The sequence below is a fragment of the [Enterobacter] lignolyticus SCF1 genome (assembly GCF_000164865.1).
Lineage (GTDB): Bacteria > Pseudomonadota > Gammaproteobacteria > Enterobacterales > Enterobacteriaceae > Enterobacter_B > Enterobacter_B lignolyticus.
Window position 1 is genome coordinate 2,640,279 of record NC_014618.1, and the last position, 18,832, is coordinate 2,659,110.

The window sequence follows — 18,832 nt, forward strand, 5'->3', positions numbered from 1 at the left end:
ATCGTCAGCAACGGCGATAACCCCGCTGATTTGATGACTTTTAAGGCGGTTATACGCAGACTTTTGTACCTGGCCGCCTTAAGTGCGATACACTTTGCAGACTGGTCTTCATTACAAAGAACTTATGCGCCTGAAACTTTCATCTCTGCTGGCCGTCGCGGGATTGCTGTGCGGTGAAGCGATAGCGGCTCCCGCGGTAACGCCTGCGGCGCCGTCGGATATTCGCGACAGCGGCTTCGTCTACTGCGTCAGTGGCCAGGTTAATACCTTCAATCCGCAAAAAGCGGGCAGCGGCCTGATCGTTGATACCCTCGCCGCGCAGATCTACGACCGCCTGCTGGATGTCGACCCCTATACCTACCGCCTGGTGCCTGAACTGGCCGAAAGCTGGGAAGTGCTGGATAACGGCGCCACCTACCGTTTTCATCTGCGCAATGACGTGCAGTTTCAGACGACGGCATGGTTCACGCCGACGCGCCCGCTGAACGCTGACGATGTGGTGTTTACCTTTCAGCGAATTTTCGATCGCAACCATCCCTGGCACAACGTCAACGGCAGTAACTTTCCCTACTTCGACAGCCTGCAGTTTGCCGACAGCGTCGAACGCGTTCGCAAGCTCGACAGCCACACCGTCGAGTTTCAGCTAAAACGCCCGGACGCCTCCTTCCTCTGGCATCTGGCGACCCACTATGCTTCGGTGATGTCGGCCGAATACGCCGATAAGCTGACCAAAAGCGACAAGCAGGAGCTGCTCGACCGCCAGCCCGTTGGCACCGGCCCTTATAAGCTTGATGAATATCGCGCCGGGCAGTACATCCGCCTGCAGCGCCACGCCGCCTTCTGGCGCGGCGAACCGCTCATGCCGCAGGTGGTGGTTGATCTGGGCTCCGGCGGCACCGGACGGCTGTCGAAACTGCTCACCGGCGAATGCGATGTGCTGGCGTGGCCTGCCGCCAGCCAGCTGACCATCCTGCGCGACGATCCGCGTCTGCGCCTGACCCTGCGTCCGGGGATGAACATCGCCTATCTGGCGTTTAATACCGATAAACCGCCTCTCAATAACCCGGACGTCCGCCACGCGCTGGCGCTGGCTATCAATAACCAGCGGTTGATGCAGTCGATTTATTACGGCACTGCGGAAACGGCGGCGTCAATTTTGCCTCGCGCCTCCTGGGCGTATGACAACGAGGCTAAAATTACCGAATACAACCCGGCAAAATCCCGCGAACAGCTAAAGGCGCTGGGGCTTGAAAACCTCACCTTACGCCTCTGGGTGCCGACCACCTCGCAGGCGTGGAACCCCAGCCCGCTGAAAACCGCGGAGCTTATCCAGGCCGACATGGCGCAGGTGGGCGTGAAGGTGATCATTGTGCCGGTAGAGGGGCGTTTCCAGGAGGCGCGGCTGATGGACATGAACCACGATCTGACCCTGACCGGCTGGGCCACCGACAGCAACGATCCGGACAGCTTTTTCCGCCCGCTGCTGAGCTGTGCGGCGATCGCCTCGCAAACCAACTTTGCGCACTGGTGCAACCGCGAATTCGACATCGTGCTGCAAAAAGCGCTGGCGTCGCAGCAGCTGGCGTCGCGCATTGATGCCTACAACGAGGCCCAGCAGATTCTGGCGCGGGACCTGCCGGTGCTGCCGCTGGCGTCGTCGCTGCGGCTGCAGGCCTACCGTTACGACATCAAGGGGCTGGTGCTGAGTCCGTTCGGCAACGCCTCTTTTGCCGGCGTTTCGCGTGAGAAGAAGGATGAGGTGAAAAAACCATGATCATTTTTACCCTTCGCCGCCTGCTGCTGCTGCTGGTGACGCTGTTCTTCCTCACCTTCGTCGGCTTTAGCCTGAGCTACTTTACCCCGCACGCGCCGCTGCAGGGCGCGTCGCTGTGGAACGCGTGGCTGTTCTGGTTCAACGGCGTCCTGCACTGGGATTTCGGCGTTTCCAGCATCAACGGCCAGCTGATTTCCGACCAGCTCAAAGAGGTCTTTCCGGCCACCATGGAGCTGTGCATTCTGGCCTTCGGCTTTGCGCTGATGGTGGGGATCCCGGTCGGGATGCTTGCCGGGATCATGCGCAATAAATGGCAGGATAATGTGATAAGCGCGCTGGCGCTGCTCGGCTTTTCCGTGCCGGTGTTCTGGCTGGCGCTGCTGCTGACGCTGTTTTTCTCGCTGACCCTCGGCTGGTTCCCGGTTTCCGGGCGGTTCGACCTGCTCTATGAGGTCAAAAACGTCACCGGCTTTGCGCTGATCGACGCCTGGCTTTCCGATTCGCCCTGGCGCGATGAGATGATCGTCAGCGCCCTGCGCCATATGGTGCTGCCGGTGCTGACGCTGGCGGTGGCGCCGACCACCGAGGTTATCCGCCTGATGCGCATCAGCACCATCGACGTTTACGACTCCAACTATGTGAAGGCCGCCGCCACACGCGGCGTATCGCGTCTGACCATTTTGCGCCGCCACGTGCTGCATAACGCCCTGCCGCCGGTGATCCCGCGCCTGGGTCTGCAGTTCTCGACGATGCTGACGCTGGCGATGATCACCGAAATGGTCTTTAGCTGGCCCGGGCTTGGCCGCTGGCTGATTAACGCCATTCGCCAGCAGGACTACGCCGCCATTTCCGCCGGCGTGATGGTGGTCGGTTCGCTGGTGATTATCGTGAATATGCTGTCTGATATTTTGGGTGCGATGGCCAACCCGCTGAAACATAAGGAATGGTATGCCTTACGATAGCGTCTATCTCGAGAAGCGCCCGCCCGGCGCGCTGCGCACCGTGTGGCGTAAATTCTACGGCGACACCACGGCGATGATTGGCCTGTACGGCTGCATCGGGCTGGCGCTGCTGTGCCTGTTCGGCAACTGGTTTGCGCCGTACGGTATCGATCAGCAGTTTCTCGGCTATCAGCTGCTGCCGCCGTCATGGTCGCGCTACGGCGAGGTCTCCTTTTTCCTCGGCACTGACGATTTGGGCCGCGACGTGCTCAGCCGCCTGCTCAGCGGCGCGGCGCCCACCGTGGGCGGCGCGTTTGTCGTAACGCTCGGCGCCACGCTGTGCGGTCTGGTGCTGGGCGTCATCGCGGGCTCCACCCACGGGCTGCGCTCGGCGGTGCTGAACCACATCCTTGATACCCTGCTGTCGATCCCGTCGCTGCTGCTGGCCATTATCGTGGTGGCCTTCGCCGGGCCGCACCTGCTGCACGCGATGTTCGCCGTCTGGCTGGCGCTGCTGCCGCGCATGGTGCGCTCGGTCTACAGCATGGTGCACGACGAGCTGGAAAAAGATTACGTCGTCGCCGCCCGTCTTGATGGCGCCTCAACCCTCAATATTCTGTGGTTTGCGGTGCTGCCGAACATTGCCTCCGGGCTGGTCACCGAAATTACCCGCGCCCTGTCGATGGCGATCCTCGATATCGCCGCGCTCGGCTTTCTTGACCTCGGCGCCCAGCTGCCGTCACCGGAATGGGGCGCGATGCTTGGCGACGCGCTGGAGCTGATTTACGTGGCGCCGTGGACGGTGATGCTGCCCGGCGGGGCGATTATGATAAGCGTCCTGCTGGTGAACCTGCTGGGCGACGGCGTCCGTCGCGCCATCAATGCGGGGGTGGAATAATGCCATTACTCGATATCCGCAATCTGACCATTGAGTTTAAAACCAACGAGGGCTGGGTAAAGGCGGTCGACCGCGTGAGCATGACGCTTGCCGAAGGCGAGATACGCGGGCTGGTGGGCGAATCCGGCTCCGGTAAAAGCCTTATCGCCAAAGCCATCTGCGGGGTAAACAAAGACAACTGGCGGGTCACCGCCGACCGTATGCGCTTTGACGATATCGACCTGCTGCGCCTCTCCAGCCGCGAACGCCGCCGCCTGGTCGGCCACAACGTGTCGATGATTTTTCAGGAGCCGCAGTCCTGTCTTGACCCGTCGGAGCGCGTCGGCCGCCAGCTGATGCAAAACATCCCCGGCTGGACCTTCAAAGGCCGCTGGTGGCAGCGCATCGGCTGGCGCAAGCGCCGCGCGATTGAGCTGCTGCACCGGGTGGGGATTAAAGATCACAAAGACGCGATGCGCAGCTTCCCGTATGAGCTCACCGAAGGGGAATGCCAGAAGGTGATGATCGCGATTGCGCTGGCCAACCAGCCGCGGCTGCTGATCGCCGATGAGCCGACCAACGCGATGGAGCCAACGACCCAGGCGCAGATTTTCCGCCTGCTGACGCGGCTCAACCAGAACAACAACACCACGATTTTGCTGATAAGCCATGACCTGCAAATGCTCAGCAAGTGGGCGGATAAAATCAACGTGATGTACTGCGGCCAGACGGTGGAAAGCGCCCCCAGCGAAGAGCTGGTCACCCTTCCCCACCATCCGTACACCCAGGCGCTGATCCGCGCCATCCCGGATTTTGGCCGGGCGATGCCGCACAAGAGCCGCCTGAACACCATGCCGGGGGCGATCCCGCTGCTTGAGCAGCTGCCTATCGGCTGCCGGCTTGGCCCGCGCTGCCCTTACGCCCAGCGCGAATGCATCGAGACCCCGCGCCTGACGGGCACCCGCGAGCACCTTTTCGCCTGCCACTTCCCGCTGAACATGGAGAGAGAGTGAAATGGTCGAGACCCTGCTCGAAGTTCGCAATCTGAGTAAGACCTTTCGCTACCGTACCGGCCTGTTCCGCCGCCAGACGGTTGAGGCGGTAAAACCGCTCAGCTTTACCCTGCGTGAAAAGCAGACCCTGGCGATTATCGGTGAGAACGGCTCCGGAAAATCCACGCTGGCGAAAATGCTGGCAGGGATGGTCGAACCAACCACCGGTGAACTGCTGATTGACGATCATCCCCTGCACTTTGGCGACTATTCGTTCCGCAGCCAGCGCATCCGCATGATTTTTCAGGATCCGTCGACCTCGCTGAACCCACGTCAGCGCATCTCGCAGATTCTCGATTTTCCGCTGCGCCTGAATACCGACCTCGAGCCGGAGGCGCGCCGCGCGCAGATAATCGACACGCTGCGCATGGTCGGGCTGCTGCCGGACCACGTAAGCTACTATCCGCACATGCTGGCCCCGGGCCAGAAGCAGCGTCTGGGGCTTGCCCGCGCGCTGATCCTGCGGCCAAAAGTGATCATCTGCGATGAAGCGCTGGCGTCGCTGGATATGTCGATGCGCTCGCAGCTGATCAACCTGATGCTGGAGCTGCAGGAAAAGCAAGGCATCTCCTATATCTATGTGACCCAGCATCTGGGGATGATGAAGCACATCAGCGACCAGGTGCTGGTGATGCACCAGGGCGAGGTGGTGGAGCGCGGCAGCACCGCCGACGTGCTGGCCTCCCCGCTGCACGAGCTGACCCGCCGTCTTATCGCTGGTCATTTTGGCGAAGCGCTGACGGCTGACGCCTGGCGTAAGGACCGTTAATCCCCTCGCGGCAGGGTTCTCCTGCCGCCGCTGCCTTCGGTATGACAGGACGATTCCGCCGCCGTCAAATATACTCAACGCAGACCGTGAACTGAGGGCCTATGAAATGGACGATAATGACGCATTTCCCCTTCCTTCAAATCTGCCCTCATCGTGGACCCAGGCGCTGACGCGCCAGCTGCTTCAGTACGTAAATCTCGAAGATTATGCGGCTGCCTTTTGTCGATAACGACGTTCCCATTTGCTACCTCATCGCCAGCGGCTCGGTTTCCCTGCACCGTAATGCGGACAACCTGATGATCTACCGTATTTCCGCCCCGCTGGTGCTGGGGCTGGGCATGATTCGCGACGTCTATATCCAGACCCAGGAACCTTGCCGGCTGGCGACGCTGCCGCAGGCGCATCAGCTTATCCAGGATAATAATCTGTGGGAGCTGTTCGCCCGCCATATGACGATGCTGTCCAGTAAGCTGTACAGCCACAGCAAGCTCCTGACGGCCCCGACCTCGTATGAAACCATCCGTACGCTGCTGATCGCGTTAATGCGCGAACCTGAAGCTCTCCGGGCAAACACCACCGCCGAGCGCTATATCCGCGACCGGACTCTGCTGTCGCGCAGCGGCGTCATGAAGATCTTATCCGCTCTCAAAGCGGGCGGGTATATCGTGATAGAAGAAGGTCGCCTGCGGGAGATAAAAAAGCTGCCGTTAAAATATTGATCTGCGTCGCAAGGTTGGTCCAGCCGCGGTGGCGGCGGATGATATACTTTCTGCTTTATACGGGTACATCACGGGCGTGTCCTGCCTGCTAATGACGATAAGGATTACGAGCTATGGGTTTTCTTTCCGGTAAGCGCATTCTGATCGCTGGCGTGGCCAGTAAACTGTCCATCGCCTGGGGCATCGCTCAGGCGATGCATCGCGAAGGGGCTGAGCTGGCGTTAACGTATCAGAACGAAAAGCTGAAAGGCCGCGTCGAGGAGTTTGCGGCGCAGCTGGGCTCCAGCATCGTTCTGGAGTGCGACGTCGGCCAGGACGACAGCATTGAGGCGGCGTTTGCTGAACTGGCGAAAACCTGGCCCACCTTCGACGGTTTCGTTCACTCTATCGGTTTTGCGCCGGGAGATCAGCTGGACGGCGACTACGTTAACGCCGTCACCCGCGAAGGCTTTAAAATCGCCCACGACATCAGCTCCTACAGCTTTGTCGCCATGGCGAAGGCCTGCCGCGCGATGCTGAACCCGGGATCGGCCCTGCTGACGCTCTCCTACCTGGGCGCCGAGCGCGCGATCCCGAACTATAACGTCATGGGTCTCGCGAAAGCCTCCCTGGAAGCCAACGTACGCTACATGGCGAACGCGATGGGCCCGGAAGGCGTCCGCGTAAACGGCATCTCGGCAGGCCCGATCCGCACCCTGGCGGCCTCCGGGATTAAAGACTTCCGTAAAATGCTGGCGCATTGCGAAGCGGTCACCCCGATTCGCCGTACCGTCACCATTGAGGACGTTGGCAACAGCGCCGCGTTCCTGTGCTCCGATCTCTCCGCCGGCATCTCCGGCGAAGTGGTTCACGTTGACGGCGGTTTCAGCATCGCCGCCATGAACGAGCTGGAGCTCAAATAAGCGCCCCGCCCGGCGGTGAACATCGTCGGGCGTTATTCCTTCCTGTTATTTGTTATCACGCATCAATATTTTCTCCCGTTACGCCCATGCGCCAGGATAGTTCTCTATAAATGAACGATCTCCTGAAGGAATTCCCATGGAGCAACGCCGCGCTCACGGCAAAGGCCAGTGGTATCACGAAACACAGTCAAGAACGCAGGCGGCCGACGCCGTCGCCCTGGTTCCGGAAGCCGCCTACGTTACGGACCGTTTTTTACTCGACCTCTCGCTCCCCGACGCGACGCTGCGCGACGCGCGCGCCTGGCTTACCCTCTCCCGCCGTATCGCCGATCGCCTGTTCCCTGACGCCGTGACCGTCACCCGTTTAAACACCTTCAGCGTCTATGAGCGCTTAAGCACCGCGCTGACCGTCGCTCAGGTCTGCGGCGTACAGCGGCTGTGCAACCATTATGCCGCGCGGCTGGCGCCGCTGCCCGGGCCGGACTCCTCGCGTGAAAGCAACCGCCGGCTGGCGCAAATCACCGAATACGCCCGCCAGCTCGCCAGCTCGCCGTCGCTGATCGGCGCAGCGTCGCGCAGGCAGCTCGACGAGGTCGGGCTGACGGCTAACGACATTGTGCTGATCAATCAGCTGGTGGGGTTTATCAGCTATCAGGCCAGAACGATCGCCACGGGCCAGGCGCTGCTCGAGCTGCCGGTTCGCTGGCTCCCCGGTATGCCGGTGCAAGAAGATGCGCCTGCGGCGCTGTTTGAGCGCCACGACGACCGCTGGCAGCCGGATATCCCCGGCCTTGAACTTCGCGTCGCCAGCCTTGAACAGCAGGATGCGCTGGCGGAAATTTCACCCTCATCGCCGCTGCAAAATCTGGCGCCGCTCCTCGCGCACGACGAAACGCTGCTGCGGGAGATGGACAGGCTTATCCAGCTGCTGTGGGACGACAGCGACGCCACCGCGCTGGCGACGCTGCTCAGCGCCAGGATTAACGGCAGCCCGGACTGCTTCAACCAGCAGGCGCAGCTCTGGGCGGGCGCAGCGGGCCTGCCGGATGCGGTGCGTAACGGCGACAGAGCGCTGCTGGCCTGGAGCCATCACCACCCGGAGCTACAGCCGCTGACCCTTGCCGTTAAGCTGCTGACCCGCTCGCCGGACCGTTTTAGCGCCGCCCAGCTAACGCCTCTCTTCGCGCAGGGGCTTTGCCCGGCGGGTCCCCTCAAGCTCCTTGCCTGGTGCGGCCTGAGCGGCTGGTTGAATCGGCTGAAAATTGGCCTCGGCGCGGTGCAACCCATTACGTAAAATGGAGAAAGACCGCTTGCTGCAACGGGGATAATCGCGTAAAACTGTCAGCCGCTCTTTGGCCACGAAAAAACACCATTATGTTTCAGGACAACCCGCTGCTTGCACAGCTAAAACAGCAACTTCATTCCCAGACTCCTCGCGCTGAAGGGGTCGTAAAAGGCACTGAAAAAGGCTTCGGCTTTCTTGAAGTCGATGCCCAGAAAAGCTACTTCATTCCGCCGCCGCAAATGAAAAAAGTGATGCACGGCGACCGCATTATCGCCGTCATTCACTCTGAGAAAGATAAAGAAAGCGCCGAGCCGGAAGAGCTTGTTGAACCTTTCCTGACCCGTTTCGTCGGTAAAGTGCAGAAAAAAGACGATCGTCTGTCTATCGTGCCGGATCATCCGCTGCTGAAAGATGCAATCCCGTGCCGTCCGGTGCGTGAGCTGTCCCACGACTTTAAAGCGGGCGACTGGGCCGTGGCCGAAATGCGCCGCCATCCGCTGAAGGGCGACCGTGGCTTCTACGCCGAGCTGACGCAGTTCATTACCTTTGGCGACGACCACTTCGTCCCGTGGTGGGTCACTCTGGCGCGCCACAACCTGGAAAAAGAAGCGCCGAACGGCGTTGCCACCGAGATGCAGGATGAAGGCCTTGAGCGCCGCGACCTGACGGCGCTCGACTTTGTGACCATCGACAGCGCCAGTACGGAAGATATGGACGATGCGCTGTACGCGGAAGAGACCGCCGACGGCAAACTGCAGCTTACCGTCGCCATCGCTGACCCAACGGCGTGGATTGTCGAAGGCAGCAAGCTCGACAACGCCGCCAAAGTGCGCGCGTTCACCAACTACCTGCCGGGCTTTAACATCCCGATGCTGCCGCGCGAGCTGTCGGACGACCTGTGCTCTCTGCGCCCCAACGAGGTCCGCCCGGTTCTCGCCTGCCGTATGACCATCGCGGCCGACGGCGCAATCGAAGATTCTATCGACTTCTTTGCCGCGACCATCGAATCGAAAGCCAAACTGGCCTACGACGATGTGTCCGACTGGCTGGATAAAACCGGCGCATGGCAGCCGGAAAACGAGCGCATTGCCCGTCAAATTACCCTGCTGCAGCGCATCTGCCTGCAGCGCGGCGAGTGGCGTCACCATCATGCGCTGGTGTTCAAAGACCGCCCGGACTACCGCTTCGTTCTGGGTGAAAAAGGCGAAGTGCTGGATATCGTCGCCGAGCCGCGCCGTATTGCCAACCGCATCGTCGAAGAGTCAATGATTGCCGCCAACATCTGCGCCGCCCGCGTGCTGCGCGACAGGCTCGGTTTTGGCATCTACAACGTGCATACCGGCTTCGATTCCGCCAAGACCGAACAGCTGGCTGAACTGATGAAAACCCACGACGTGCACGTCGATCCGCAGGAGGTGCTGACGCTGGAAGGGTTCTGTAAGCTGCGCCGCGAGCTCGACGCAATGCCGACGGGCTTCCTTGACAGCCGCATTCGCCGCTTCCAGTCCTTCGCGGAAATCAGCACCGAGCCTGGCCCGCACTTCGGCCTCGGACTTGAAGCTTACGCGACCTGGACCTCGCCGATTCGTAAATACGGCGACATGATCAACCATCGTCTGCTGAAAGCCATCATCAAAGGCGAGCCGGCGAACCGTCCGCAGGACGACGTTACCGTACAGATGGCCGAGCGCCGTCGTCTGAACCGTATGGCCGAGCGCGACGTTGCCGACTGGCTGTACGCCCGCTTCCTGAACAACAAGGCAGGCACCGATACCCGCTTTGCCGCTGAGATTATCGATATCAGCCGCGGCGGTATGCGCGTGCGCCTGGTGGATAACGGCGCAGTGGCGTTTATCCCGGCTCCGTTCCTGCATGCCGTTCGCGATGAAATGGTGTGCAGCCAGGAAAACGGTACGGTACAGATCAAAGGCGAAACCGTTTACAAAGTGACCGACGTGATTGACGTCGTTATCGCTGAGGTTCGAATGGAAACCCGCAGTATTATCGCGCGACCGTTCCAGGCCTAAGTTAATCCGCGGCTTTCTCCCCGGAAAGCCGCTTTTTTTCACCATTACGCCCCCCTCTTCGGCAATTTTTTTGCTGTAAATTCCCACAATCCGCCAAAAGCGATCACAATAAACTGAGTGTTTGCCGCAAAGGGAAGTCTGCGAAGCCAACCCGGATGTCTATAACAGTAATAAGCCAATACCGTTGATGTCGCGTTGACATACCGTTCATTGACAATGTCGTTTTTTTTCTATTATTCAATACTGCGCTTACGTCGGTTTGGGGGAAATATGGCTGAGGAAATGGAGCAAAACCTGCTATTGCAGCATCTGGGTACAGCCAGTCCTTACTGGCGGCTTGCCAGCGGCAGCAATGCGCTGCATCTTGCCGCCAACGAAGAAACCGAATCCCGTCAGGTGGTCGCGCTCAGTACGGAGCAGGCAAACAGCATCCGCGAGATGACGGTCATTACCTCAAGCCTTACGCTCAAAATCGACCTTTTTGGCGATTCGGTGCCGGTTCATCTTGTCGGGCGGAAGATCAATAAGTCGCACTGGGCGGGGACGGCGTCGGCCTGGTATGACACCCACTCCGTCGCCCGCGACCTGCAGCAGGGGCTCTCCTTTGCTGAACAGGTGGTCTCCGAGGCCAACTCCGCCATCGTCATTCTCGACCGCCACGGCAACATTCAGCGCTTCAACCGCCTGTGCGAAGAGTACACCGGGCTGAAGGAGCATGAGGTTATCGGGCAAAACGTTTTTAAGCTGTTTATGAGCCCGGCCGAAGCCGCCGCCTCCCGCCGCCATATTTCCGGTTTTTTCCGTAACGGCAGCTCGTACGAAATCGAACGCTGGATCAAAACCCGCAAAGGCCAGCGGCTGTTTTTATTTCGCAATAAGTTCGTGCACAGCGGCAGCGGGAAAAACGAAATTTACCTGATCTGCTCCGGGACCGATATCACCGAAGAGCGGCGCGCCCAGGAGCGCCTGCGGGTACTGGCCAATACCGATACCATCACCGGGCTGCCCAACCGCAACGCGATCAATGACATGATTAGCGAAGCCATTGCCACCCGGGACGAAACCCAGGTCGGGATTGTCTATCTGGACCTGGATAACTTCAAAAAGGTCAACGACGCCTACGGACATATGTTCGGCGACCAGCTGCTGCAGTCGGTGGCGCTCTCGATATTAAGCTGCCTTGAAGAGGGCCAGACGCTGGCGCGCCTTGGCGGCGACGAGTTTATCGTTCTGGCGACCAACACCTCGCAGGGGGCGCTGGAGGCGATGGCCTCGCGGATCCTCAACCGCCTGCGCGAACCGTTTCGTATTGGCCTTATCGAAGTCTACTCCGGCTGCTCGCTGGGCATTTCGCTCGCTCCGCAGCACGGCAGCGATCGGGAAAGCCTGATTCGCAATGCCGATACCGCAATGTATACCGCCAAAGAGGGCGGTCGCGGCAAGTTCTGCGTATTTCTGCCGGAAATGAATAAACGGGTGTTTGAGTATTTATGGCTCGACACGAACCTGCGTAAGGCGCTGGATGCTGACCAGCTGGTTATCCACTATCAGCCGAAAATCACCTGGCGCGGCGAGGTGCGCAGCCTGGAAGCGCTGGTGCGCTGGGAATCGCCGGAGCGCGGACTTATCCCTCCCGCGGGGTTTATCTCCTATGCCGAGGAGTCCGGCCTGATTGTGCCGCTCGGGCGCTGGGTCATGCTCGACGTTGTGCGGCAGGTCGCCCTCTGGCGCGATAAGGGCATTAACCTGCGGGTCGCCGTCAACGTTTCGGCCCGCCAGCTGGCCGACCAGACCATCTTTAGCGATCTCCGCCAGGCGCTGAAGGATCTCAACTTCGAATACTGCCCTATCGATGTCGAGCTGACGGAGAGCTGTCTGATTGAAAACGAAGAGCTGGCCCACTCGGTTATCCAGCAGTTCAGCGCGCTGGGCGCGCAGATCCATCTGGACGATTTTGGCACCGGATATTCATCGCTGTCCCAGCTCGCCCGCTTTCCCATCGACGCCATTAAGCTCGACCAGGATTTCGTGCGCGATGTGCACAAGCATCCGGTCGCGCAGTCGCTGGTCCGGGCCATCGTTGCCGTGGCGCAGGCGCTGAACCTGCAGGTGATTGCGGAAGGGGTTGAGAACGCCAAAGAGGACGCGTTTCTGACCAAAAACGGGGTTAACGAACGGCAGGGCTTTTTCTTTGCCAAACCGATGCCAGCCGCGGTTTTTGAGCGCTGGATGAAGCGCCGCCAGCTGCGCAAGGTGAGGTAGGGAACCCGGCGACGGCGCGGCGATTTTGCGGCGCCGTCAGCCCTTGGCTATATTTATTATGTATTTGCATAAGCTCGATTTTTCTCTTCTCTTTTAGCGCTATTTTTTGCATCATTGCCGCTATTACTTTTCTCCCAGGGTACCCCAATGTCTGATCTTGATACACGTGAACTTGCCCAGCGTATTGATACCGTACTGGATATTCTGGTCGCAGGTGATTATCACTCGGCGATAAACAATCTGGAAATCCTGAAAGCGGAGCTGTTGGCGCAGTCCAGCCATGCGCAGGTACAGAAGCTCACGCCGCCCAAAGCGCCCTGGGAAATTTAAAGAAAGCCTGATATTGATATGAACGCCCGACAACAATCTATTTTGCAAATGGTGATCGACAAAGGCCGTATGAGCGTTGCCGATCTCGCCAGGATGACCGGAGTTTCCGAGGTCACCATCCGTCAGGATCTTAATCTGCTCGAAAAGCAAAGCTACCTGCGCAGAACCCACGGTTTTGCCGTGCCGCTCGACAGCGAAGACGTTGAAACGCGCATGATGACGCATTTCGCCCTCAAGCGTGAGCTGGCAACCTTTGCCGCGTCGCTGGTCTCGCCCGGCGAAACCGTATTTATCGAAAACGGCAGCAGTAACGCCCTGCTCGCCCGCGTGCTGTCAGAGCAGAAAGATGTCACCATTATCACGGTCAGCAGCTATATCGCGCATCTGCTGAAAGAAACGCCGGGCGAAGTGATCCTGCTTGGCGGCATCTACCAGAAGAAAAGCGAAAGCATGGTCGGCCCGCTCACCCGCCAGTACATTCAGCAGGTCCACTTCAGTAAAGCGTTTATCGGCATTGACGGCTGGCAGAACGATACCGGCTTCACCGGCCGCGACATGATGCGGACCGACGTAGTCAATGCAGTGCTGGACAAAGAGTGCGAAGCCATTGTGCTCAGCGACAGTTCGAAGTTCGGCATGGTTCACCCCTACCCCTTTGACGCTGCGAACAAAGTCAGCCGGGTCATCACCGACGACGGGCTCAGCGCTGAAAATCAAATTCAGCTGCAGCGCACCGGACTGACGGTCAATATTGTCAAACGTCCCTGATATATTCCCCCATTAAATGGGGGATATAGCGCATAACTGAGAATGTTCCGACCCGCCAATTAAGAATATTTACCTGCCCGTTCCCTCGCTGAATCGCTAAATTACCGTTAGCGATACGACAGGAAGTAACTATCACCTGCGTGATTTAAGTACGCCTGCGCAACCTATTTCATGAACATTCTTTCACCAGGCTAAACTCTTAGGATGAGAACGTTCATGGATGTATTATTCAGGAGAGAACATTATGATTTCAATGAGCAAAAAGATGGCCGCTGCCGCAGTAGCAGCAACCCTGGTGATGTCCCTGAGCGCATGCTCTGGCTGGTCTACACGTGACCGTAACACCGCGATTGGCGCCGGTGCTGGCGCCGTTGGCGGCGCTATTCTGACCGACGGTAGCGCGCTGGGTACGCTGGGCGGCGCCGCCGTTGGTGGTCTTATTGGCCACCAGGTCGGGAAATAATCACCGGCAGGTAGAATAACGATAAATTATATTCTGTTAAGATCTACGCACGAATAAATAAATCAGGGCCACGAAATATGCGTGGCCCTATTATTTTCAACCGCCAGCAAGTTTAACTTTCATACCTTTAGCTTCGAGCAGTGATTTAATCAGGTCGCGCTTGTCGCCCTGTATTTCGATAATGCCCTCTTTCACTGCCCCGCCACAGCCGCATTTCTTCTTCAGCTCGGCGGCCAGTTTTGCCAGCTCGCTATCGTCGAGATCGACGCCGGTGATAAGACAAACGCCCTTGCCTTTACGCCCGCTGGTCTGACGCTGAATACGCACGACGCCGTCGCCTTTCGGACGTTCAACCGCGGCTTTCGGCTCGTCGATACGTCCGGTTTCCGTAGAGTAGACCAGACGGCTGTTGGAATCGCTCATTATGCCCCCTGCCGCAGCGACGCGTTAATGTCACGTAAGGTCTGCGCAGGATCGGCGGACTGCGTCACCGGGCGGCCAATCACCATAAAATCGACACCTGCCGACTGGGCCTGCTGCGGCGTCATGATACGGCGCTGATCGCCCGCATCACTGCCGGCAGGACGGATACCCGGCGTGACCAGCTTGAAGGCCTGGCCGAAATCCTGCTTAAAACGCACCGCTTCCTGCGCGGAGCACACCACGCCGTCCAGACCGCAGCGCTGCGTTAATGCGGCGAGCTTCGCGGCGTAGTCCGCCGGGGACAGCGTAATGCCCAGGTCCTGCAGATCGCTGGCCTCCATGCTGGTTAACACGGTCACCGCGATCAGCAGCGGCGCGTCTTTGCCAAACGGCGCCAGCGCTTCGCGCGCGGCGGTCATCATGCGCGCGCCGCCGGATGCGTGCACGTTCACCATCCACACGCCCAAATCTGCCGCCGCGGCCACCGCATGCGCGGCGGTATTCGGAATGTCGTGAAATTTAAGGTCGAGAAAAATGTCAAAACCGCGCTGCTGCAGGCTGCGTACGAACTCCGGCCCAAACAGGGTGAACATCTCTTTCCCAACCTTCAGGCGACAGTCGCGGGGATCAATGCGTTCGACAAAGGCCAGCGCCTTATCGCGATGGTGATAATCGAGCGCAACGACGACGGGAGAGGAAGTAACACTACGGGAATCAGATGTCATGACCAGACCTTCTTGTTGAGGGGCGCGCGGGCGCAAAAAAGGTAAACGGCGAGCATTCTACCTGCGAAGCGCCGAAAATAACAGGCCGCATTTCCCTGCCGGACAGCGGCCGCACGGCGCCGATGCCGGGCGTCTGTGCAGGTATTTAGTATGTTGTAACTAAATAAAGTTTTTTTAAAAAATTACTGCCCATCAAGGCCGCGAATGGGTTTGATCGTTGCCCATGAGCGGCAAGACGGGCAGTGCCAGTACAGGGTGTAGGCGGTAAAGCCGCACTTAGAGCAGCGATAGCGCGGCTTACTGCGCACCTGCTCGCCCACCATATCGCGCAGTACCATCAGGCTCTCTTTCGCACGCCCTTCTTCCGCTTCGTTGAGGTGGTAATCCATCAGCTTGTGGAAAACGCGCATCGTCGGATGGCGCTGTAGCTGGCGGGTCACGTACGTCTGGGCGCTCTCAACGCCCTCCTGCTGTTCGAGGATCTGCGCCAGCATCAGCTCAGCGGTCGCACCGGTGTTCTCTTCTACGGCGCGGCGCAAAAAGGCGGCCCATTCGTCATTTTTACCCAACTGCTGGTAGCAGGTCTGGAGCATCTCCAGCGTTTCGCTGACCAGCTCTCGGTCCTGTTCGATAACCCGCTGCAGGCTCTCAACGGCCTTGTCATATTCGCCCTGCGCCATCAGCACCCGCCCCATCATAATGGAGATGCGCGCGCTGTTGCGATCGGCCGCCGCGCCCTTCTTCAGCAGCGAGATGGCCTTGTCCATATCGTTGTTGCCCATCTGCTGCAGCGCGAGCTCACACCAGAAATGGGCGATTTCCGGGCGGTGCTTCTCTTTGCCGAGCTTCACCAGACGTTCAGCCACCTCAATGGCCTTCTGCCAGTCGCTGGTCGCCTGGTAAATTTGCAGCAGCTGCTGCAGCGCGCCGATGCGAAAATCAGTTTCATCCACCAGTTGGCTGAACATATCTTCGGCACGGTCATACAGTCCGGCGGCCATATAGTCGCGACCAAGCTGCTGTACCGCCAGCAGGCGCTGGTCGTAGGTCAGGGAGGCGCTTTCCATTAAGGTTTGATGGATGCGGATAGCCCGGTCGACCTCGCCGCGGGAGCGGAACAGGTTGCCGAGCGTCAGGTGCGCCTCAACGGTGCCGGTGTCCTCTTTAAGCATATCGAGGAACAGATCCACCGCCTTGTCCTGCTGATTACTGAGCAGGAAGTTAACCCCCGCAACATAGTCGCGGGAAAGACGGTTAGCGTCGTCCTGTTTGGACTGCTGTGCACTTCTGCGGCCCATATACCAGCCGTATGCGGCGGCAACGGGCAAAAGCAGAAACAACAACTCCAGCATAGAATCTTATTCCTTCGTCGCCGGGACGTCCGGTGCCGATGGCGTAGAGGCAGCAGGCGAGATTTGCTGTTCCAGGCGTTTAATTTTACGCTCCGCGCGCAGCAGCGACACCCGCAGGCGCAGCCAGAACAGGCCGCACACCAGCCAGCCTATCGCAAACCCGGCGGCGAACAGTACGGCCAGCAGCGTAGAGATACGGAACTCGCCCTGCGCCAGCAGGTAGTTGAACGTCACGACCTGATCGTTCTGCGCCCCAAGGGTGACTGAGATGACGAAAATCGCTAATACCAGTAAGAAAATGAGTAAATATTTCACATTACTTCCCGTTATGTGGTGTGAGCGTATAAATCATGTTCACCGCGCCGTTATTGTCCTATAAAGTACCATCTTCGCCGCAGCGGTGAAACTAGCAAGCGCAGCGCGAACCATGGATTTATGGGCAAAATGTCATAAATCAACGCAGGCGTTAGTTCTTCTCACCGACGGCAGATTTCTGCTCATCCGTTTCCGGCGGCGTCAGAGGGCCGCAGAGCCGCTGCGTAATCCAGGTTGCCGCGACCGCCAGCAGCCAGGAGATAAGCGTGGCGGCAATCAGATCCTGCGGCCAGTGCATGCCCAGCGCTAAGCGACTGCCCATGACCGCCGTGGCCCAGACCATCAGCACAGCGACAGCCAGCGTCCGACGACGCGGCCAGAGCAGGCCGACGCCAAGCAGCGCCCAGCTGGCGGCGAACATGGTGTGGCCGGACGGGAAGGCATAGCCGGTTTCTTTTTGCCAGTGCTGACGCAAAAACAGAGGAATATCCTGTCGTGTCGAAAGCTGCTGCCCGACCCGTTCGGCACGCGCCTTGCGAGGTAAAGTGTAGAACGCTTCAACCGGAACATGCTGTGATTTTTCCAGCCATACCGCGTACGGACGCGGCTCCTGCACCTGCTCTTTGACCCACGATTTCACCCCCTGCCCCAGCAAAATAGTCGCCGTCAGGATCAGAAAAAGCGCCGCCGACGCCCGCAGGCGAAAACGCAGGCACCATAAGAACCCGCCGCATAGCGCGACGTGGGTGATAATTCCCCACGGCTGCGTCACCGTTTCGGTGATCCAGAACAGCAGTCTGAGCCATCCGCTGTCGTGGCCCGGCCGCCACTGCCAGCCAGAAAGCCATACCGCAACGGGCATCACAAGCAATATCGCCGCCCCGATGGCGGTACGTCTGGCGATAGCGAGCATCGCGCCTCCTTTTCCCTTACACATCACAATGATAACTGATAATTCGCGCGACGGTATAAAGATACCGAATTGTGCGCTTTAGCAGCAGATGATCGTCAGTCATTAGGCGAAGTTTCACCGTTGTGGCAAAATATCAGAAACAGAAGGCATCAGCATGCCGACGTAATCTGGAGAATCACATGCAGCTTAAACGTGTGGCAGAAGCCAAACTGCCAACCCCCTGGGGCGATTTCCTGATGGTGGGCTTTGAAGAACTGGCAACCGGGCAGGATCACGTGGCCCTCGTTTTCGGCGATATTACGGGCAAAACGCCCGTCCTCGCCCGCGTACACTCGGAATGCCTGACCGGCGACGCACTGTTCAGCCTGCGCTGTGATTGCGGCTTTCAGCTGGAGGCGGCGCTGACGCATATCGCTGAAGAGGGTCGCGGCGTGCTGCTGTATCACCGTCAGGAAGGGCGCAACATCGGCCTGCTGAATAAAATTCGCGCCTATGCGCTGCAGGACCAGGGCTATGACACCGTTGAGGCCAACCATCAGCTCGGCTTCGCCGCCGACGAGCGTGACTTCACCCTGTGCGCTGATATGTTCAAACTGCTGGGTGTTGACGAGGTCCGTCTGCTCACCAACAACCCGCTGAAGGTTGAAATCCTTACCGAGGCGGGCATCAACATTGTGGAGCGCGTGTCGCTGATCGTCGGGCGTAATCCTAACAATGCGCACTATCTCGACACCAAAGCCGCCAAGATGGGGCATCTGCTCGACAACTAAATTCCGCGCCCCTCCATTGTGAGGGGCGTTTTTTTGCTGTACGGTATCAGACATGACGAACCGTAATCCTGTCTCCACCCACACCGCTTTCTTCTGGTGGCAGCCTTAACATAAGGCCGCCTGGATACTCGCATCTTTTTTCTCAGGCCGCCGGAAGGCGACCAC

At 59.0% G+C, this 18,832-nt stretch carries 19 protein-coding genes; 14 read left to right on the forward strand and 5 right to left on the reverse strand.

Annotated features, from left to right (window positions below; all coding sequences use genetic code 11):
• Nucleotides 1-124: 124 nt before the first annotated feature.
• The 13 genes from sapA (at nucleotide 125) to osmB (ending at nucleotide 14,169) form a co-directional block, all read left to right on the forward strand.
• Entirely contained in the window at nucleotides 125-1,774 is a 1,650-nt protein-coding gene (gene sapA / locus ENTCL_RS12400) for an ABC transporter substrate-binding protein SapA (RefSeq protein WP_013366478.1), read from the forward strand.
• Nucleotides 1,771-2,736, forward strand: coding sequence for a putrescine export ABC transporter permease SapB (gene sapB, locus ENTCL_RS12405; RefSeq protein ID WP_013366479.1), 966 nt, complete (start codon nucleotides 1,771-1,773; stop codon nucleotides 2,734-2,736). Before sapA ends, sapB begins: the two co-directional genes overlap by 4 nt.
• Nucleotides 2,723-3,613, forward strand: coding sequence for a putrescine export ABC transporter permease SapC (gene sapC, locus ENTCL_RS12410; protein WP_013366480.1), 891 nt, complete (start codon nucleotides 2,723-2,725; stop codon nucleotides 3,611-3,613). Before sapB ends, sapC begins: the two co-directional genes overlap by 14 nt.
• Nucleotides 3,613-4,605, forward strand: a complete 993-nt coding sequence (gene sapD / locus ENTCL_RS12415; protein ID WP_013366481.1) for a putrescine export ABC transporter ATP-binding protein SapD — start codon at nucleotides 3,613-3,615, stop codon at nucleotides 4,603-4,605. The genes sapC and sapD overlap by 1 nt, the downstream gene beginning before the upstream one ends.
• Nucleotide 4,606: 1 nt before the next feature.
• Nucleotides 4,607-5,413, forward strand: a complete 807-nt coding sequence (gene sapF, locus ENTCL_RS12420) for a peptide ABC transporter ATP-binding protein SapF (protein ID WP_013366482.1) — start codon at nucleotides 4,607-4,609, stop codon at nucleotides 5,411-5,413.
• A gap of 206 nt (nucleotides 5,414-5,619) precedes the next feature.
• On the forward strand, nucleotides 5,620-6,132 hold the full coding sequence (locus ENTCL_RS12425) for a winged helix-turn-helix transcriptional regulator (protein ID WP_049940946.1): 513 nt from the start codon (nucleotides 5,620-5,622) through the stop codon (nucleotides 6,130-6,132).
• Between the two features lie 113 nt (nucleotides 6,133-6,245).
• Entirely contained in the window at nucleotides 6,246-7,034 is a 789-nt protein-coding gene (gene fabI / locus ENTCL_RS12430) for an enoyl-ACP reductase FabI (RefSeq protein WP_013366483.1), read from the forward strand.
• 136 nt (nucleotides 7,035-7,170) lie between these two features.
• The gene (locus ENTCL_RS12435) at nucleotides 7,171-8,328 is read left to right on the forward strand and encodes a carboxymuconolactone decarboxylase family protein (RefSeq protein ID WP_013366484.1); all 1,158 of its coding nucleotides are present in this window, start codon (nucleotides 7,171-7,173) and stop codon (nucleotides 8,326-8,328) included.
• Nucleotides 8,329-8,408: 80 nt separating this feature from the next.
• Nucleotides 8,409-10,346: an exoribonuclease II gene (locus ENTCL_RS12440; protein WP_013366485.1), complete on the forward strand. Its 1,938-nt coding sequence runs from the start codon at nucleotides 8,409-8,411 to the stop codon at nucleotides 10,344-10,346.
• A gap of 270 nt (nucleotides 10,347-10,616) precedes the next feature.
• On the forward strand, nucleotides 10,617-12,608 hold the full coding sequence (gene pdeR, locus ENTCL_RS12445) for a cyclic di-GMP phosphodiesterase (protein WP_013366486.1): 1,992 nt from the start codon (nucleotides 10,617-10,619) through the stop codon (nucleotides 12,606-12,608).
• Nucleotides 12,609-12,755: 147 nt separating this feature from the next.
• Nucleotides 12,756-12,938 carry a YciZ family protein gene (locus tag ENTCL_RS12450; protein WP_013366487.1) on the forward strand — a complete coding sequence of 61 codons (183 nt, stop codon included), beginning with the start codon at nucleotides 12,756-12,758 and terminating at the stop codon, nucleotides 12,936-12,938.
• An 18-nt stretch (nucleotides 12,939-12,956) separates the two neighbouring features.
• Nucleotides 12,957-13,706 (forward strand): DNA-binding transcriptional regulator YciT, encoded by a 750-nt coding sequence (gene yciT, locus ENTCL_RS12455; RefSeq protein ID WP_013366488.1) that lies wholly within the window; start codon nucleotides 12,957-12,959, stop codon nucleotides 13,704-13,706.
• Nucleotides 13,707-13,950: 244 nt separating this feature from the next.
• Nucleotides 13,951-14,169, forward strand: a complete 219-nt coding sequence (osmB, locus tag ENTCL_RS12460; RefSeq protein WP_013366489.1) for an osmotically-inducible lipoprotein OsmB — start codon at nucleotides 13,951-13,953, stop codon at nucleotides 14,167-14,169.
• Between the two features lie 96 nt (nucleotides 14,170-14,265).
• Here osmB and yciH read toward each other — a convergent pair whose 3' ends face one another.
• The 5 genes from yciH to pgpB all read right to left on the reverse strand — a co-directional run bounded on the left by yciH (nucleotide 14,266) and on the right by pgpB (nucleotide 17,897).
• The gene (gene yciH, locus ENTCL_RS12465; RefSeq protein ID WP_013366490.1) at nucleotides 14,266-14,592 is read right to left on the reverse strand and encodes a stress response translation initiation inhibitor YciH; all 327 of its coding nucleotides are present in this window, start codon (nucleotides 14,590-14,592) and stop codon (nucleotides 14,266-14,268) included.
• Nucleotides 14,592-15,317: an orotidine-5'-phosphate decarboxylase gene (gene pyrF / locus ENTCL_RS12470; protein ID WP_013366491.1), complete on the reverse strand. Its 726-nt coding sequence runs from the start codon at nucleotides 15,315-15,317 to the stop codon at nucleotides 14,592-14,594. The genes yciH and pyrF overlap by 1 nt, the downstream gene beginning before the upstream one ends.
• A gap of 182 nt (nucleotides 15,318-15,499) precedes the next feature.
• The gene (gene lapB / locus ENTCL_RS12475; RefSeq protein WP_013366492.1) at nucleotides 15,500-16,669 is read right to left on the reverse strand and encodes a lipopolysaccharide assembly protein LapB; all 1,170 of its coding nucleotides are present in this window, start codon (nucleotides 16,667-16,669) and stop codon (nucleotides 15,500-15,502) included.
• Nucleotides 16,670-16,675: 6 nt separating this feature from the next.
• Nucleotides 16,676-16,984, reverse strand: a complete 309-nt coding sequence (locus tag ENTCL_RS12480) for a LapA family protein (protein WP_013366493.1) — start codon at nucleotides 16,982-16,984, stop codon at nucleotides 16,676-16,678.
• A 151-nt stretch (nucleotides 16,985-17,135) separates the two neighbouring features.
• Nucleotides 17,136-17,897 (reverse strand): phosphatidylglycerophosphatase B, encoded by a 762-nt coding sequence (gene pgpB, locus ENTCL_RS12485; RefSeq protein ID WP_013366494.1) that lies wholly within the window; start codon nucleotides 17,895-17,897, stop codon nucleotides 17,136-17,138.
• Nucleotides 17,898-18,076: 179 nt separating this feature from the next.
• Between pgpB and ribA the strand changes: the two genes are divergently transcribed.
• Nucleotides 18,077-18,667: a GTP cyclohydrolase II gene (ribA, locus tag ENTCL_RS12490; RefSeq protein ID WP_013366495.1), complete on the forward strand. Its 591-nt coding sequence runs from the start codon at nucleotides 18,077-18,079 to the stop codon at nucleotides 18,665-18,667.
• The last annotated feature ends 165 nt before the right edge of the window (nucleotides 18,668-18,832 follow it).

What these genes read in the sequence shown, in the direction of transcription:
- sapA (WP_013366478.1), top strand. Translation starts at nt 125, where the DNA reads ATGCGCCTGAAACTTTCATCTCTGCTGGCCGTCGCGGGATTGCTGTGC.
- sapB (WP_013366479.1), top strand. Translation starts at nt 1,771, where the DNA reads ATGATCATTTTTACCCTTCGCCGCCTGCTGCTGCTGCTGGTGACGCTG.
- sapC (WP_013366480.1), top strand. Translation starts at nt 2,723, where the DNA reads ATGCCTTACGATAGCGTCTATCTCGAGAAGCGCCCGCCCGGCGCGCTG.
- sapD (WP_013366481.1), top strand. Translation starts at nt 3,613, where the DNA reads ATGCCATTACTCGATATCCGCAATCTGACCATTGAGTTTAAAACCAAC.
- sapF (WP_013366482.1), top strand. Translation starts at nt 4,607, where the DNA reads ATGGTCGAGACCCTGCTCGAAGTTCGCAATCTGAGTAAGACCTTTCGC.
- ENTCL_RS12425 (WP_049940946.1), top strand. Translation starts at nt 5,620, where the DNA reads ATGCGGCTGCCTTTTGTCGATAACGACGTTCCCATTTGCTACCTCATC.
- fabI (WP_013366483.1), top strand. Translation starts at nt 6,246, where the DNA reads ATGGGTTTTCTTTCCGGTAAGCGCATTCTGATCGCTGGCGTGGCCAGT.
- ENTCL_RS12435 (WP_013366484.1), top strand. Translation starts at nt 7,171, where the DNA reads ATGGAGCAACGCCGCGCTCACGGCAAAGGCCAGTGGTATCACGAAACA.
- ENTCL_RS12440 (WP_013366485.1), top strand. Translation starts at nt 8,409, where the DNA reads ATGTTTCAGGACAACCCGCTGCTTGCACAGCTAAAACAGCAACTTCAT.
- pdeR (WP_013366486.1), top strand. Translation starts at nt 10,617, where the DNA reads ATGGCTGAGGAAATGGAGCAAAACCTGCTATTGCAGCATCTGGGTACA.
- ENTCL_RS12450 (WP_013366487.1), top strand. Translation starts at nt 12,756, where the DNA reads ATGTCTGATCTTGATACACGTGAACTTGCCCAGCGTATTGATACCGTA.
- yciT (WP_013366488.1), top strand. Translation starts at nt 12,957, where the DNA reads ATGAACGCCCGACAACAATCTATTTTGCAAATGGTGATCGACAAAGGC.
- osmB (WP_013366489.1), top strand. Translation starts at nt 13,951, where the DNA reads ATGATTTCAATGAGCAAAAAGATGGCCGCTGCCGCAGTAGCAGCAACC.
- yciH (WP_013366490.1), bottom strand. Translation starts at nt 14,592, where the DNA reads ATGAGCGATTCCAACAGCCGTCTGGTCTACTCTACGGAAACCGGACGT.
- pyrF (WP_013366491.1), bottom strand. Translation starts at nt 15,317, where the DNA reads ATGACATCTGATTCCCGTAGTGTTACTTCCTCTCCCGTCGTCGTTGCG.
- lapB (WP_013366492.1), bottom strand. Translation starts at nt 16,669, where the DNA reads ATGCTGGAGTTGTTGTTTCTGCTTTTGCCCGTTGCCGCCGCATACGGC.
- pgpB (WP_013366494.1), bottom strand. Translation starts at nt 17,897, where the DNA reads ATGCTCGCTATCGCCAGACGTACCGCCATCGGGGCGGCGATATTGCTT.
- ribA (WP_013366495.1), top strand. Translation starts at nt 18,077, where the DNA reads ATGCAGCTTAAACGTGTGGCAGAAGCCAAACTGCCAACCCCCTGGGGC.